This is a genomic window from Cupriavidus sp. (genome assembly GCF_057315035.1).
This window is the reverse complement of the sequence record NZ_DBHKYV010000003.1, coordinates 352270-367066: the sequence shown is the minus strand read 5'-3', so window position 1 is coordinate 367066 and position 14797 is coordinate 352270. Positions and strand designations below refer to the sequence as shown.

At 63.3% G+C, this 14797-nt stretch carries 16 protein-coding genes; 8 read left to right on the top strand and 8 right to left on the bottom strand.

The genetic code is table 11. The features are described 5' to 3' along the window. Positions 1-162 precede the first annotated feature (162 nt). The gene (locus ACO550_RS08070; RefSeq protein ID WP_315593541.1) at positions 163-819 is read left to right on the top strand and encodes a peroxiredoxin; all 657 of its coding nucleotides are present in this window, start codon (positions 163-165) and stop codon (positions 817-819) included. Between the two features lie 388 nt (positions 820-1207). Here the strand turns inward: ACO550_RS08070 and ACO550_RS08065 are convergent, their stop codons facing one another. Beyond that, positions 1208-2170 (bottom strand): chemotaxis protein, encoded by a 963-nt coding sequence (locus ACO550_RS08065; protein ID WP_315593542.1) that lies wholly within the window; start codon positions 2168-2170, stop codon positions 1208-1210. 447 nt (positions 2171-2617) lie between these two features. Here ACO550_RS08065 and ACO550_RS08060 point away from each other — a divergent pair, with 447 nt between their 5' ends. Then, the gene (locus tag ACO550_RS08060; RefSeq protein WP_315593543.1) at positions 2618-4000 is read left to right on the top strand and encodes a solute carrier family 23 protein; all 1383 of its coding nucleotides are present in this window, start codon (positions 2618-2620) and stop codon (positions 3998-4000) included. 109 nt (positions 4001-4109) lie between these two features. On the opposite strand, the gene ACO550_RS08055 is transcribed toward ACO550_RS08060, so the two are convergent. Then, positions 4110-4520 carry a VOC family protein gene (locus ACO550_RS08055; protein ID WP_315593544.1) on the bottom strand — a complete coding sequence of 137 codons (411 nt, stop codon included), beginning with the start codon at positions 4518-4520 and terminating at the stop codon, positions 4110-4112. A 266-nt stretch (positions 4521-4786) separates the two neighbouring features. Here ACO550_RS08055 and ACO550_RS08050 point away from each other — a divergent pair, with 266 nt between their 5' ends. Further along, the gene (locus ACO550_RS08050; protein ID WP_315593545.1) at positions 4787-5116 is read left to right on the top strand and encodes an H-NS family nucleoid-associated regulatory protein; all 330 of its coding nucleotides are present in this window, start codon (positions 4787-4789) and stop codon (positions 5114-5116) included. 27 nt (positions 5117-5143) lie between these two features. On the opposite strand, the gene ACO550_RS08045 is transcribed toward ACO550_RS08050, so the two are convergent. Further along, a complete protein-coding gene (locus tag ACO550_RS08045; RefSeq protein ID WP_315593546.1) occupies positions 5144-5683 on the bottom strand; it encodes a hypothetical protein in 540 nt (179 codons plus the stop codon). A gap of 564 nt (positions 5684-6247) precedes the next feature. Between ACO550_RS08045 and ahbB the strand changes: the two genes are divergently transcribed. Next, the gene (ahbB, locus tag ACO550_RS08040; RefSeq protein WP_315593547.1) at positions 6248-7255 is read left to right on the top strand and encodes a siroheme decarboxylase subunit beta; all 1008 of its coding nucleotides are present in this window, start codon (positions 6248-6250) and stop codon (positions 7253-7255) included. Positions 7256-7291: 36 nt separating this feature from the next. Here ahbB and ubiT read toward each other — a convergent pair whose 3' ends face one another. From ubiT to ACO550_RS08020, 4 genes are all read right to left on the bottom strand, one after another. Next, positions 7292-7750, bottom strand: coding sequence for a ubiquinone anaerobic biosynthesis accessory factor UbiT (gene ubiT / locus ACO550_RS08035; RefSeq protein WP_315593548.1), 459 nt, complete (start codon positions 7748-7750; stop codon positions 7292-7294). Then, positions 7747-8673, bottom strand: a complete 927-nt coding sequence (locus ACO550_RS08030) for a U32 family peptidase (protein ID WP_315593549.1) — start codon at positions 8671-8673, stop codon at positions 7747-7749. The genes ubiT and ACO550_RS08030 overlap by 4 nt, the downstream gene beginning before the upstream one ends. Positions 8674-8711: 38 nt before the next feature. Continuing rightward, entirely contained in the window at positions 8712-9740 is a 1029-nt protein-coding gene (gene ubiU / locus ACO550_RS08025) for a ubiquinone anaerobic biosynthesis protein UbiU (protein ID WP_315593550.1), read from the bottom strand. A gap of 81 nt (positions 9741-9821) precedes the next feature. Further along, complete coding sequence (locus ACO550_RS08020; protein WP_315593551.1) at positions 9822-10637, bottom strand: IclR family transcriptional regulator domain-containing protein; 816 nt, start codon at positions 10635-10637, stop codon at positions 9822-9824. A gap of 176 nt (positions 10638-10813) precedes the next feature. Between ACO550_RS08020 and ACO550_RS08015 the strand changes: the two genes are divergently transcribed. The 4 genes from ACO550_RS08015 (at position 10814) to ACO550_RS08000 (ending at position 14069) form a co-directional block, all read left to right on the top strand. Continuing rightward, positions 10814-12262 carry an NAD-dependent succinate-semialdehyde dehydrogenase gene (locus tag ACO550_RS08015; protein ID WP_315593552.1) on the top strand — a complete coding sequence of 483 codons (1449 nt, stop codon included), beginning with the start codon at positions 10814-10816 and terminating at the stop codon, positions 12260-12262. 90 nt (positions 12263-12352) lie between these two features. After that, positions 12353-13510, top strand: coding sequence for an iron-containing alcohol dehydrogenase (locus tag ACO550_RS08010; protein ID WP_315593553.1), 1158 nt, complete (start codon positions 12353-12355; stop codon positions 13508-13510). Between the two features lie 200 nt (positions 13511-13710). Further along, the gene (locus ACO550_RS08005) at positions 13711-13869 is read left to right on the top strand and encodes a DUF3309 family protein (protein ID WP_315593554.1); all 159 of its coding nucleotides are present in this window, start codon (positions 13711-13713) and stop codon (positions 13867-13869) included. An 11-nt stretch (positions 13870-13880) separates the two neighbouring features. Next, positions 13881-14069: a DUF3008 family protein gene (locus ACO550_RS08000; RefSeq protein ID WP_315593555.1), complete on the top strand. Its 189-nt coding sequence runs from the start codon at positions 13881-13883 to the stop codon at positions 14067-14069. Positions 14070-14168: 99 nt separating this feature from the next. Here ACO550_RS08000 and ACO550_RS07995 read toward each other — a convergent pair whose 3' ends face one another. Then, on the bottom strand, positions 14169-14783 hold the full coding sequence (locus tag ACO550_RS07995; RefSeq protein WP_315593556.1) for a ParB-like protein: 615 nt from the start codon (positions 14781-14783) through the stop codon (positions 14169-14171). Positions 14784-14797 lie beyond the last annotated feature (14 nt).

The following is a 14797-nucleotide window of genomic DNA, read 5'->3' as shown; positions in this document are numbered from 1 at the left end:
CAAGCTGTCGATCAGAGGTATCCCTTCCTCCTCCGGGACGAGCGCCAACTGGCTGCGCAGTTCCTATACTGGAGTGCTGCCCGTCTGCCCGGGCCGGCCGTAGTGCCCCGACGTTCCCATCGCTCCACACTCGACCACGCAACCTTTCGAAGGAGTTTGACCATGGCAATCCGACTAGGCGAGACCGCCCCGGACTTCACTGCAGACACCACCGAGGGCAAGATCAATTTCCATGAATGGATCGGCGACAGCTGGGCCATCCTGTTCTCGCACCCAAAGGATTTCACGCCAGTCTGCACCACCGAGCTCGGCTACATGGCCAAGCTCAAGCCCGAGTTCGACAAGCGCAATACCAAGATCATTGGCCTGTCGATCGATCCCGTGACCGATCATTCGCGTTGGGCCAAGGACATCGAGGAAACCCAGGGCAGCGCCGTGAACTACCCGATGATCGGCGACGCCGACCTCAACGTGGCCAAGCTCTACGACATGATCCACCCCGAAGCCAGTGGCAGTGGACCGCGCACGGCCGTGGACAACGCCACGATCCGCTCGGTGTTCATGATCGGCCCCGACAAGAAGGTCAAGGCCATGCTGGTCTATCCGATGAGCGCGGGGCGCAATTTCGATGAGGTACTGCGCCTGCTCGACTCGCTGCAGCTGAATGCCAAGCATACGGTGGCCACGCCAGTGAACTGGAAACCGGGCGAAGACGTGATCATCCCGACTTCGGTGTCCGATGAGGATGCGAAGAAAAAATATCCGCAAGGGTTCAAGACACTGAAGCCGTATTTGCGTACAGTGGAACAACCCAAGTAGAAATGTGGGCAACAACGCGCGCGGGTATACCTGTTTGAGTTACCCGCGTGGCCCGCTTTTGCCGCGGAACTATCCACAGATTGCGTGGATAATCCCCCTCTTGACAACCCGCCAGCCCGCGCCGGTTCTGGATGGAGCTGGACTGCCTTTTTTTTGTGCAGCCGTTGCTTCAAGGGCTTTGTTGCGTTGGGGTGGGATTTATGCGTGGCGGGGTTTTGAAGCGCGGATACTGATGTTGTTGCTCCCCTCTCCCGCAGGCGGGAGAGGGGTTGGGGGTGAGGGCATGAGGTTCTGCTTGCTGCTTATCGCATTTTGAACCGCTGGCCCTCTCCCCCGCCCCTCTCCCGCACGCGGGAGAGGGGAGAACACCGAGGGCATGGCAAAGGTATTACGGATGCCTTGCCAACACGCCGCGAATCGTATCGGCGAGGTCCTTCGCCAGGAACTTCGACACGTATGCATCGGCACCGACCTTGCGCACGTGCTCCTCACTGGCTTCGCCAGACAGCGACGAGTGAATGACCACCGGCAGCGACTTGAGCCGGGCATCGGCCTTGATCTTGCGCGTGAGTGTGAAGCCGTCCATCTCGGGCATTTCCAGGTCGGTCAGCACCAGTGCCACTTCGTCGCGCACCGACTTGCCCTGGCTCGACGTCAGGTCGGCAATCTGGCCCAGCATCTCCCAGGCTTCCTGACCGGTCTTGGTCATCACCACCGGTACGCCCATCGCCTTGAGGCCGTTCTCGATCAGGCCGCGCGCCAGCGCGGAGTCGTCCGCGCACAGGATCTTGGTGCCCGGACGCAGGTTCAATTGCGGACCCACCGTGGCGGGGTCCACATCGGGCTGGCGGGTCGGCAGCACGTCGCGCAGGATCTGCTCTACATCCAGTACCTGCACCAGGCGCGGGTTGTCGCCGCCGGCATCAAGCTTGGCGATGCTGGTCACCAGCCCGCCCTTGACACTGGTCTCGGCCGAAATGACCTGGCTCCAGTCGAGCCGTACGATTTCCTCGACCGCCTCGACCGCAAAGCCCTGCGTCGAGCGCGCGTATTCGGTCACCAGCATGATGTTGAGGCCCGACTTCGGCGAGCACTCGAGCAGGCGTGGCAGGTCGATGACCGGAATCACCTGACCGCGGATATCGGCCATGCCAAGGATCGAGGGTCCCGCGCCAACCACGGTCGTGACCGACGGCATGACCAGGATTTCCCGGACCTTGAAAACGTTGATGCCGAACAGTTCGGACTGTCCGCTGTGCGTCGCATCGCCAAGTCGGAACAACAGCAACTCGAACTGGTTGTTGTTGGTCAGGTTGGTGCGCTCGTCGATGTCCCTCATCGCGCTGGTCATGCTATTGCTCCGCTGGCTCGGTATGTGGATATGGGTGTTGCCAAAGGGCTATCGGCCACGGCGCCGTGACCTTTAGCCCGGCATGCGCCTGGCACCTCCGTTGTGACGCATGACTGGCCTGACGGCGCGAATTCCCCGCCACCAAGGGAAATCCCTGAGCTTCCGGAAGCACCGGAATGCCGTGGTTATTCGGGCATCGGCATGTTCCGCATGCACACCCGATGATGAACATGCCCGAAGCCTCGCCTACCTTTGAGCCTCGCCGGATCCAGCCCACCAGAGGCAGTCGACCGGCCCCGGCCCAAGTGGCCGGACACCGAGGAACGAGACACCCGCACCCCTTGCCGATGCCAACGGGACCTCCGCCCTCACCCGGAACCACGTGAGACGAGGCTGACGCCCGATCCGTACGCGGACGCGCGCAGCGCCCCTGCAAGGAGACAGAGCATGATCGAACAGCCGTATCCGTCCGTCACGGACGTCGAGGCCGCCCCCCAGAAATCCGGAGGCCCGGTCGACCAGTATTTCCAGATCAGCGAGCGCGGCAGCACGCAGCGCCGCGAAGTCGTAGCCGGCATCACCACCTTCATGGCGATGGTCTATGCCGTATTCGTCGTGCCCGGCATGCTGGGCAAGGCCGGCTTCGATACCAGCGCCGTATTCGTGGCCGTGTGCCTGACCACGGCATTCGGATCGCTGCTGATGGGCCTGTGGGCCAAGCTGCCGATCGCCATCGGCTGCGCCATCTCGCTTACCGCGTTCATGGCCTTTGGCCTGGTGCTGGGCCAGAAACTGTCACCGTCCGTCGCGCTCGGCGCCGTGTTCCTGATGGGCGTGGTGTTTACCGCGATCTCGGTCACCGGCGTGCGCTCCTGGATCCTGCGCAACCTGCCAGCCGGCGTGGCGCACGGCGCGGGCATCGGCATCGGCCTGTTCCTGCTGCTGATTGCCTCGAACGAAGTCGGACTCGTGGTGAAGAATCCCGGCCCGGGCCTGCCAGTGGCGCTGGGCCACATCACGGCCTTCCCGGTGATGATGTCGGTACTGGGCCTGGCCGCGATCTTCGGCCTGGAACGCCGGCGCGTGCCTGGCGGCATCCTGCTGGTGATCGTCGGCATCTCGGCGCTTGGCCTGATCTTCGATCCGGCCGTGAAGTTCACCGGCATCTTCGCGCTGCCGTCGCTGTCCACGCCTGGCCATGCCTCGCTGATCGGTGCCATGGATATTCGCGGTGCGCTGTCGGCTGCCGTATTGCCCAGCGTGTTGGCGCTGGTCATGACCGCGGTCTTCGACGCTACCGGCACGATTCGCGCGGTGGCCGGCCAGGCCAACCAGCTCGACGCCACGGGCCGTATCCACAATGGTGGCCGTGCACTGACCGCCGATTCGGTCAGCTCTATCTTCTCGGCGTTCTTCGGCGGCGCACCGGCCGCGGCCTACATCGAATCCACGGTCGGCGTGGCCGCGGGCGCGCGCACCGGACTGGCTGCGGTCACCGTCGGCGTATTGTTCCTGGCCGTGATGTTCTTCTCGCCGCTGGCCGGGCTCGTACCGTCGTACGCCACGGCACCCGCATTGATGTACGTGGGCCTGCTGATGCTGTCGAGCGTTTCGCGCCTGCATATGGACGATCTGGTCGATTCGCTGTCGGGCCTGGTTTGCGCCGTGTTCATTGTGCTGACCTGCAATATTGTCACCGGCATCATGCTCGGCTTCTGCACGCTGGTCATCGGCCGCATTGTCGCGGGCGAATGGCGCAAGCTCAATATCGGCACGGTAGCCATCGCAGTGGCATTGGCCGCGTTCTATGCCGGTGGCTGGGCCATCTGATAAAGACTTCTTTGATTTCGCGGACGCCTGCGGCGTCCGCAAGGTTGTCTCCTCCACCTGGGATACCGGTGGATTTACCACCCCCGGAGCTTTCCTCCCGGGGGTTTTTTTATTGGGCCGCGCCGCTTGCAGCAGGATCCATATAAACCAGTTCCCAGATATGGCCATCGAGATCCTGGAAACCATGGCCATACATAAATCCCAGATCCTGTGGCGGCTTGTAGGTCGTGCCGCCCGCGGCCAGCGCATCGCGCACCATGGCATCCACCCGTGCACGATTTTCCACTGACAGGCACACCAGTACCTCTGTAAATCTGCGCGCGTCGCAGATTTCATTCGGCGTGAAGGTACGGAACTTTGCCTCAGTCAGCAACATGACAAAAATATCATCGCTGACAATCATGCAAGTTGCGGTCTGATCGGTAAATTGGGGATTGAAGCGGAAGCCGAGCCGGCTAAAGAAAGCGATCGACTTATCGAGATCGCGAACCGGAAGATTGACGAAAATTCGGGTTGCCATATTGCCTCCTATTAGCAGTTGTGGTTACGATGCGATGCGGTGCAAATCATGAAATAACCGACCCTGCATCGTGCCAGCGCAAGGCGGATCCGGTAAAAGGTAGTGGCTGCGCGTCTTTTTTGCCAAATCCCTTACGATTTCTTTCTCGATTCGCGTTTGAATCGTGCTTTTATCGTGCTTTTCCGGATGGTTCTTGTAATATTTTTCTATGCGGACACGCTTGCGGCAATATTGCGGCAGCCGCCAATCTGAACGGGGATCCAAGAATGCCAACCTACAAGCAACTACTGGCCGAAAAAGAAGCACTGGAAGCCAAGCTCAGCGAAGTGCGCGCGAATGAAGTGGCCAGCGTGATCGAGCAGATTCGCCAACTGATGGCCGATTATGATCTGACCGTCGACGATATTGCACCGAAGCGCCGCCGCGGCCGTCCGGCCGGCACGAGTATCGCAGTGGGTGCGGCACGCAAGACGACGGCGGCGCTGCCCCCGAAGTACCGCGATCCGAAGTCCGGCAAGACGTGGTCCGGCCGCGGCCGTGCACCGGCATGGCTAGGCAAGCGCCCGGAGCGCTTCCTGATCGAACAGGCAGCCTGATCGGCTTATGGTTTTGCGAGGCACGCCTTAGCGCGCCTCGCACAGATATTCCGCTCGCAGCGCCCGGAAACCCTGCTGCGTGGGCTCGGGCGCCACGCTCGCCCCTCCATCCGCCAGCGGCTGCAGCCGCATGACTTGCGCCGCGCAGTGCGTTGCGGCGTCATCGCGCGTGTAGCGAATCTCGTATTGCGCATTGACCTGCGGGATAAACGACACCCCTGCCGCGCAGCGGGCATCATCGGCCGGCGGCGCCACGTACGATGTCACGGCCACGAAAATCCGCTTGCCCGGTAATACCTTGCGTTCGCGCGTGCGCGATGGCGGCTCTGGCGAACTGCCGGCCATCTCCAGCGTGGAATCGCGACCCATCGAGGCAAGCTGCTTGCCCATGCCGGCCAGCACCAGTGGCCGCGGCGTCGGACACTTGGCCGGGTCCAGTACGTTGAATGTCGTGCGGTCATCGGTACTGGTCATCAGGCGCACGCTGGCATAGGGCGCGTCGGAGGGTACGCGGTATTGCGTCACGCAACCCGCCAGTGGCCAGGCCAAAAGCACGACAGAAGACACTGCGGCAATCCGAATCCTGCGCATAGCGAGCACGAAGCTGACAATTGACCGAGGTTGATGCGCCAGCATATGCGAATTGCCGCTGCGCGACTGTGGGCGAGGATACGTTGAGGATATCCACAGAAACTGTGGATATCCTGCCATATCGAACCGCTACGCCCGTGTCTGTGCGGCATCGCACTGGACTGCTCAAAAATTAGGCAACATCTGTGCACACGCGGCAGCGTTCCGTCCAAGCGGCCGTAACAGATCAATGTAGATCAGGATTGGCCGGGACCCAAGGCCGGCCCACCTGGAGGCGTATTGCGCCAGCGGTCCGCTACATAAATGGCACTTACGTCACATACCACTACTCGAATGACGACGGCGTTCGCAACACACTGAAGACACCTGCCTCGCACCATCTCTACACAGCTTGATAAGTGTCAACGAGATAACCGCATAACTTCACGATGATGATGCCCGCATGATGCGGGCGTGCTCCGGTTCATCGCAACATTCGGCGCCTGCGCATCGACTCCGTGCATTGCACACGCATTGTCCCGACCGTCCAGATCGCTCGCCATGTTCGACGAAACCAAACTCTACGACCATATCCAGCACGACTTTCCACTACACGACCGCCCGTATCAGCGTACCGGCGAAGCCTTCGGCGTCTGCGAACGCACCATCCTGAGCTTGCTTGCGCGCGACCTTGGCAACGGACGCATCAGCCGCATCGGCGCCATTTTCGCGCCCAACGCGATAGGTGCCAGCACCGTGGCGGCGCTGGCGGTGCCACCTGCCCGCATGGAGCGCGTGGTCGAGCGTATCAATGGCGACCCCGATATCAGCCAGAGCCACGCGCGCGACGGGCATCGCTACAACCTGTGGTTCGTGGCCGGTGCGCGCGACCGCCCGGAGCTCGATGGCGTACTGGCGCGCATTGCCGCCGATGTGGGCCAGAAACCGATCGACCTGCCACTGGAACGCGAATATCGAGCCGATCTGGGCTTGCCGCTGGGCCTCACGCGCTGCGCACGCCGCACGTCGACGCAGGCACCGCAAGCGGCACGGATACTCGGGCCGCTGGAACAGCGTGAGTTCGACGATGCAGACTGGCGACTGGCCACCGCGCTGGAAGCGGGTCTGCCGCTGACACCGCGGCCGTACCACGCATTGGCGCGACGCACCGGCCTGGCGGCATCGGAAACGCTGGCAAGACTGACGAACTGGCGTAACGCGGGCCTGATTCGCCGGTTTGGCGCGATCCTGCGGCATCGCCACTTCGGCTACACGCATAACGTGATGTGCGTCTGGAACGTGCCCGATGCGCGTGTCGATGCAATTGGCTCGCGGATTGCCGAGGTGCAGCACGTCACCATGTGCTTTCGCAGGACGCGGCGGCTTCCGGTGTGGCAGTACAACCTCTTCGCAATGGTCCGCGCGCGCAGCGCCGCTGAGCTCAACGTGACGCTGGCACGCTTCCAGACCGTCGGCGGACTGGTCGATGCCCCATGCGCGGCATTGCAGGCCAACCAGTGCTTCAAGCAACGTGGCTCGCGTTATGGCGGAGCCATGCCGGAGTTCTGACCACCCTGCCACCTCTTGCCGCAGCCGCGCACTTGGTCAAGCCGCGCGCGGCTCCGGAAACAACAGCGACAGCCGCTGCGCCAGCACGGCCAGCCAGCCGGGGCGTGGCGCGGCATCGAGCCAATACTTGACCTCCAGGCCCAGTGCCGTGTCGCCACGAATCGACAGGCGCCGCTGGAAGAACAGCGTATCGGTATCGGCATCGCCGCCGATCAGCCGCAGGTAGCTCAGCGCGCCCGCACGCAGCGTCAAGTCGGTCTCGCGATGCTGGAACGGCCCTGGCAGGAAGCGTCCGTTAGCGCAATGAAAACGCACCTCGAGCCCCATATCGTCGACCGTCAGCGAGAACGTGCGGCCATCGAGCGCGGCAGGCGGCGCAAGCCAACCAGCCCGACGCATGGCTTCGAGTGCCATCACCAGTGGCGCAGCGCGCATCGGCGCGGGCATATGGCGATGGACACGCATCAGTACCGCATTCACATTCAGTCCGCTCATATGCCGGCCCTCTCCTGCGCTGCCCAGCAGATGCCTGGCGCGCCGGTCCAGTAGCCATTGCTCGGTGCCGCATCGGCTGGCATCACATTGCTTGGCGATGCTACGCGCAGGCCGCTACGGATTGCATCGAGATGGGCCACCACTTCCAGCGTGCCCGTGGCATGCGGGCTGACGCGCATGTAGTCAATTCCAGCGCCGGCCATGCTCGCCACATTGCCGCACAGGTCGAGGCAGGTGGCCGACTGGGTCTGAATGCCGTTGAGCGTGAAGAACGCCTGCCCTTCACCGGTGTTGGCCACCAGGCCATCGGGATACTCGATGCAGCGGAATTCACAGGCATCCTTGCGCAGGCGATGATGGCGCGCGGTAAAGCAGCGCGCCGAAAACGCCAGCGGCATGCGGCCCCAGACCATGGCCTCCAGCGTCATGCCGGCGGGGCGCGCCGCTGCCAGCGCCATCATCGTTGCGCCATCCATCTCCACGGGCACGGTGCATCCGTGCGCGCCCAGCCCGCCAAGCCAGGCCAGCGTATCGGCATGGTAGACATTGAGATGCGGTCCAGCGACAAACGCACGGCGCGTGCGGCAATGCACGGCACCGAGGTCGTTGGCCTCCACCAGGAAATCATCTTGTGCGCAGACCCGACGCATCACCGCGATATCGCTGTCCGATTCCACCAGCACTGGCGTGGACAGCACCACCTGCTTGCCGGACTCGCGCAGCATCTGAGCTATGTCGAGCCAGTCCGCGAAGCGCATTTCATGTCGGCGCGTGCAAACGGCTTCGCCCAGGTACACACGGTCGATGGCCGATTCAGCCACCGCCGCGTAGAACCGCAGCACGTCGGCACGCGGCCAGTAGTACAGCAGCGGTCCCAGCGCGATGCGAAACGGCGCCGGGTTCGGTTGGTTTGTGGTTGCCATGGCTTGTCCTGGCGGTGTGAATTGCATGGAGGTGAATGTCAGCGCCACGGGCGGTCGTACGCGCCCTGGGTGACCTGGTCGCCTTCGGCGTGGCGGCCCAGCGTGGCCTGCCAGTCCTGGCGCGGCACGAAACGCCGCGGGTCACGGCAGGCATCGTCGATGGCGGCACGCAGCACGCCAACGACATCGGCCACGTAGCGCGGGCTGCGCTGGCGCCCTTCGATCTTGATGGCGGCAATGCCGATATCGATCAGGGCCGGCAGCAAGGACACCGCGTTGAGGCTGGTCGGTTCCTCCAGCACGTAGCCGCGCTCGCCCTCGACCGTGAAACGTCCCTTGCAGAGCGTGGGATAGCCGGCGGGTTCGCCCGGCGCATAGCTGTCGATCAGGATTCCGGACAACCGTGCATGCATGGTGCCGTCCTGCTCGTCCCAGCGCACCGCATGGGCTGGCGAGCACACGCCCTTGTTATTGGGCGAATCGCCGGTGGCGTAGGAAGACAGCAGGCAACGCCCCTCGGCCATGACGCACAGGCTGCCGAAACCGAATACTTCCAGTTCGATATCGGTCTGCCTGGCCAGCTTTGCGATCTGCGGCACCGACAGCACGCGTGGCAATACCACGCGGCGAATGCCAAACTGCTCGCGCATCAACTCGATGGCATCGGCATGCGTGGCGGAGCCCTGTACCGAAAGATGAATGCGCAGTGACGGATGGCGTCGCGCCGCATAGGCAATCAGGCCGGCGTCAGCCATGATCACGGCGTCGGCACCGAGCGCGGCCGCCGCGTCCACGGCATGGTGCCAGCGCTCGACCTGCCCCATCTGCGCAAACGTATTGATGGCGAACAGCACCTCGGCACCGCGCGCGTGGGCCTCGGCCACGCCGGTGCGGATGTCGTCCTCGCTAAAATTCAGGCCGCCGAAATTGCGCGCATTGGTGGCATCGCGCAGGCCCAGGTAAACCGCGTCGGCGCCGTGCTGCAGCGCCATCCGTAGCGCCGCGAGCGAGCCGGCCGGCGCTACCAGTTGGGGGCGGCGAACCGGGTTCGCCGAGGTTGATGTCATCGCGTGGGATCAGGAAAGGGACCCCCCGGATGCTAGCGATTCTACGAGTCCAGGCCTTTGACCACGCGCAAATGCCGGTTGTCAGGCGCGGGCGCCGAGCCGCGCCGAAAGCTGGTCGGCCAGTGCGCGCACCTGCTGGCCAATGCGTTCGCCAGTGGCGACATCGATTTCGCTGGACAGGAAGCTGACCGCTATGGCACCGGCCGCACGCGACTGCAACGCATCGAACACTGGCGCGCCATAGCAGGTCATGCCTTCGCGCATCTGGCCGTTGTCGACCGAATACCCCACCGCGCGCACCTGCGCAAGCTCCTCGACCAGGGCCTCGGCGTTGGCCACACTGGCGCGCGTCAGTGGCGGCGGCAAGCCATTGGCAAACAGCCGGTGCACATCGGCGGTCGACAGCGTGCTGAGCATTGCCTTGCCGGTTGCGGTATAGGGCGCAGGTAGCCGCATGCCGATGCGGAATGTCACGCCGAGCGGATGGTCGCCATTCTGGCAGGCCAGGTAGACAACCTCGACACCCTCCATGGTCGACAACGTCACCGTGGCATCGTGAAACGCATCGGTCTGCCCCCACAGCCCGCGAAACTCTTCCGTGATCTGCGTCTGCGAAAGGAAGGCGTTGGCCCAGGTCATCACATGCGGTCCCAAGGCCATCGCCCCGCCGGCAAGACGCTTGACCAGTTGCAGTTGCACCAGCGTTTCGCACATGCCGTGCAGCGAGCTTTTCGGGGCACCGGTGAGCCGGGTCAGGTCGGCCAGCGTCAGCGGCACTGACGCGGCGGCGATGGCATCGAGCACTTGCACGGCTCGCACCACGGCTGGCGACGTTGGCCTGGCGGCCGACGCTGTACCGGCATCGTCATCGGATAAGGAGTAGGCGGACTTGGGCATGGACGCGATTGTACTGGGCAGGCAAAACGGAACGGTCACTCCCACTGGCGGTCTGCCAGACATGGGCGTATGATCTGACCATCGTTCGACATATCGAATATAGTTCAATCTATTGAACGAAGACAAGTCGGTGTTCTGCCTTGTTCTCGTTCAAGCTCTTATCCGGGAAATTCGCCATGCAACTCAAGGATCCTTCGCTGTTCAAGCAACTGGCCTATGTCGATGGCCAATGGACCGCCGCCGAGTCCGGCGCGACCTTCGACGTTACCGACCCCGCCACGGGCGAGATCATCGCCAAGGTGGCCGATCTGGGCGCCGCGGAAACCACCCGCGCCATCGCGGCCGCGGAAAAGGCCCAGAAAGGCTGGGCGGCCAAGACCGGCAAGGAGCGTGCAAGCATCCTGCGCCGCTGGTTTGACCTGATGCTCGCCAACGCCGATGACCTCGCCTACCTGATGACGCGCGAGCAAGGCAAGCCGCTGGCCGAGGCCAAGGGCGAGATCACCTACGCGGCCAGCTTTATCGAGTGGTTCGCCGAGGAGGGCAAGCGCGTGGACGGCGAGGTACTGGCCACGCCTGCCGCAGACAAACGCCTGGTTACGCTACGCCAGCCGGTAGGTGTCTGCGCCGCCATCACGCCGTGGAATTTCCCGGCCGCGATGATCACGCGCAAGGCAGCCCCGGCACTGGCCGCGGGCTGCGCCATCGTCATCAAGCCGGCCGAGCTGACACCGCTGTCCGCGTTCGCCCTGGCTGAACTGGCCCACCGTGCCGGCGTGCCGGCCGGCGTGCTGCAGGTGGTAACCGGCGATGCCAAGACGATTGGCGCGGTGCTGACCGGCAGCCCGATCGTACGCAAGCTGTCGTTCACCGGTTCCACCGAAGTGGGTCGCATCCTGATGGCACAGTCAGCGCCGACCGTGAAGCGACTGTCGCTGGAACTGGGCGGCAATGCGCCATTCATCGTCTTCGACGATGCCGATGTGGACGCGGCCGTGGAAGGCGCGATTGCCGCCAAGTACCGCAATGGCGGCCAGACCTGCGTCTGCGCCAACCGCTTCTACATCCAGGACGGCATCTACGATGCATTCGCGGCGAAGTTCGCCGAACGCACCAGCCAGTTGCGTGTTGGCAATGGTCTTGAAGACGGTGTCGTGATCGGTCCGCTGATCGAGGACAAGGCCATCGAAAAGGTCGTATCGCTGGTGGATGACGCGACGTCCAAGGGTGGACGCGTGATCGCGGGCGGCGGCGTGCACAAGTTGGGCGGCACGTTCTACACGCCGACCGTGATCGCCGATGCCACGGCCGACATGCGCATGGCACGCGAGGAAATCTTCGGGCCGGTGGCGCCGCTGTTCCGCTTCAAGCACGATGAAGAAGCCGTGGCCGCCGCCAACGCCACCGAATACGGCCTGGCCGCTTACCTCTATACCCGCGACATCGCCCGCGCATGGCGCACCGGTGAAGCGCTCGAGTACGGCATGGTCGGACTCAATACCGGCCTGATCTCGAATGAGGTGGCACCGTTTGGCGGCATCAAGCAATCGGGCGTCGGCCGCGAAGGCTCACGTCACGGTATCGAGGAATACCTCGAAATCAAGTATCTTTGCCTGCAGATGTAAAAATCTGCTGTTGGTATATGTTTGCTCCCCTCTCCCGCACGGCGGGAGAGGGGAGCACAACTACAAAACATTCCCAGATCCGGAGACACCATGAACCCGTTCCGCTTTCAGACCGTGCCGACGATGGTCGTCGAGTTCGGTGCCGCGCGCCGGCTTGGCGCATTGCTGCGCGAGACGTGGCCGCAGGCGCGGCGCCTGTGCGTCGTGACCGACGGGTTCCTGGCCAGGAGCGGCCTGCTGGCGCCCGCGCTGGACGACCTTGCCAGGCACGACTGGCAGGTCACCGTGATCGACGACGTCATCGCCGACCCACCCGAGCATGTAGTGCTCGACGCTACCGAACGCGCGCGCCAGGCCAATGCCGAAGTGGTGCTCGGGCTGGGCGGCGGCTCATCGATGGACGTGGCCAAGCTGATCGCGGTACTGCTGCCGGCCACGCAGTCGATCAAGGACATGTATGGCGTGAAGAAGGTCACCGGCACACGCCTGCCGCTCGTGCAGATGCCCACCACGGCCGGTACCGGATCCGAGGTCACCGCGGTTTCGATCGTCACCACGGGCGAAACCACCAAGATGGGCGTGGTCGCTCCGCAATTGTTTGCCGACCTTGCCATCCTGGATGCCGAACTGACGCTGGGCCTGCCGCGCGGCGCCACGGCGGCAACGGGTATCGACGCCATGGTGCATGCCATCGAGGCCTATACCAGCGCGCACCTGAAGAACCCGGTCTCCGACATGCTGGCCGTGCAGGCGCTGCAACTGCTGTCGCAGAACCTGATGCGTGCATGCGATAACGGCAACGATCGCGCCGCGCGCGAGGCGATGTTGCTGGGGGCGATGTTCGCGGGCCAGTCCTTCGCCAACTCGCCGGTCGCGGCCGTGCATGCACTGGCTTATCCGATTGGCGGCATCTTCCACGTAGCCCATGGCCTGTCCAACGCGCTGGTACTGCCACATGTGATGAAGTTCAACGCACCGGCAGCCTGCAAGCGCTACGCTGAACTGTGCGATGTGGTCCTGCCCGGCACCACCGGCAGTGAAGAGACCAAGACGGCCGCGCTGATCGCTCATATCGAAGGCCTGGTGGCAGCCACTGGCATTCCACGCACATTGCGCGAAGTGGGCGTCAAGGAAAGCGACCTGGCACGCATGGCCAGCGATGCGATGCTGCAGACCCGCCTGCTCGTGAACAATCCGCGCGAAGTACGTGAAGCCGATGCCTTCGCCATCTACAGCGCCGCTTTCTGATTTGTTGAAGTGCCGATGTGCCGATGTGCCGATGTGCCGATGTGCTGATGTGCTGATCAGGCGTCGTCTTATTCCTACACTGATTTCAGCCCTTGCCCGCCTCAGTGCGCACTGGTGCTGTCCTAACCTTGAAGCATCGGGACAGCCGCGCGGCAGCACTATCTCCGCCGCGCCGCCAGAACCACAACAAGGAGCGCAATATGGGCATCGGCACCATTCTTCTGATCATCCTTATCCTGCTGCTGGTTGGCGCATTGCCGACCTGGCCGTATAGCTCCGGCTGGGGCTATGGCCCGAGTGGTGGCCTTGGGCTGATCGTCGTGATCGTCGTGCTCCTGGTCGTCTTGGGCCGCATATAAAGGAGATCGACATGCCAGCCAAATCGAAGGCACAACAAATGGCGGCGGGCGCAGCGCTCTCGGCCAAGCGCGGCGAACGTAAAGCCAGCACACTCAAAGGCGCATCGAAGTCGATGGCCAAGTCCATGAGCGAGACCGAACTCAAGAAAATGGCAAGCACCAAGCAAAAGGGCAAGCCAACGCACAAGTCCAAGAGCTAAGCCTTCTCTCCCCTCTCCCGTGACGCGGGAGAGGGGCCGGGGGAGAGGGCAAACAGTTCAACCCACGGCGACGGATCGCGCACGCCCCCACACCTCCCCCTACATCCCCTCGCACCTTCCCACAAACCCCGGCAATTTTCTCGCCTTGCTGCTTCGTGCAAGTGGAATGGCCAGTGTCATGGCCCGCGCAAAGCCGGCAATGCTGTGCATATCCTCTTCAACATGCCGGCGAAAAAACGCGGCCCACTGGAAATCGCCATAGGCATTGCCGGGCTTGCGATACGCTCCCGCATTACGCGTGAATGCCGCCAGGCTGCGATACGGATCGTCGCGCATTCCCATCAATGTCGATGGCAATGCCTTGGCATCGAGGTGTTTGCCATGTTCATCGTACGGATGCAGATGGCCCAATTCACGCATGCGCTTCCAGAACTTCCCCGGCGACAGCGCGCTGAGGTCATCCAGGATTTCCACCGGCGCCTGGTGCCAGCCGAGTTCCAGCCATGCACGTGCCCAATGGTGATGATCGGCGATAAACAACGCGCCGCCGGGTCCGGCAATGGTCTGGATGCGATGACTGTTCATGAAGCGCGTTCGCGCGGCCTGACCGCGTGGCCGCCCACTGACATCCATTTTCTCGTGCACCTGGTACAAGCCCAGCGTGATCTGCGTGGGCCGTAGCGTGTCGAGATCCGCCGTCGTCTTGTGTCCCATCGGCGTGCGGCCGG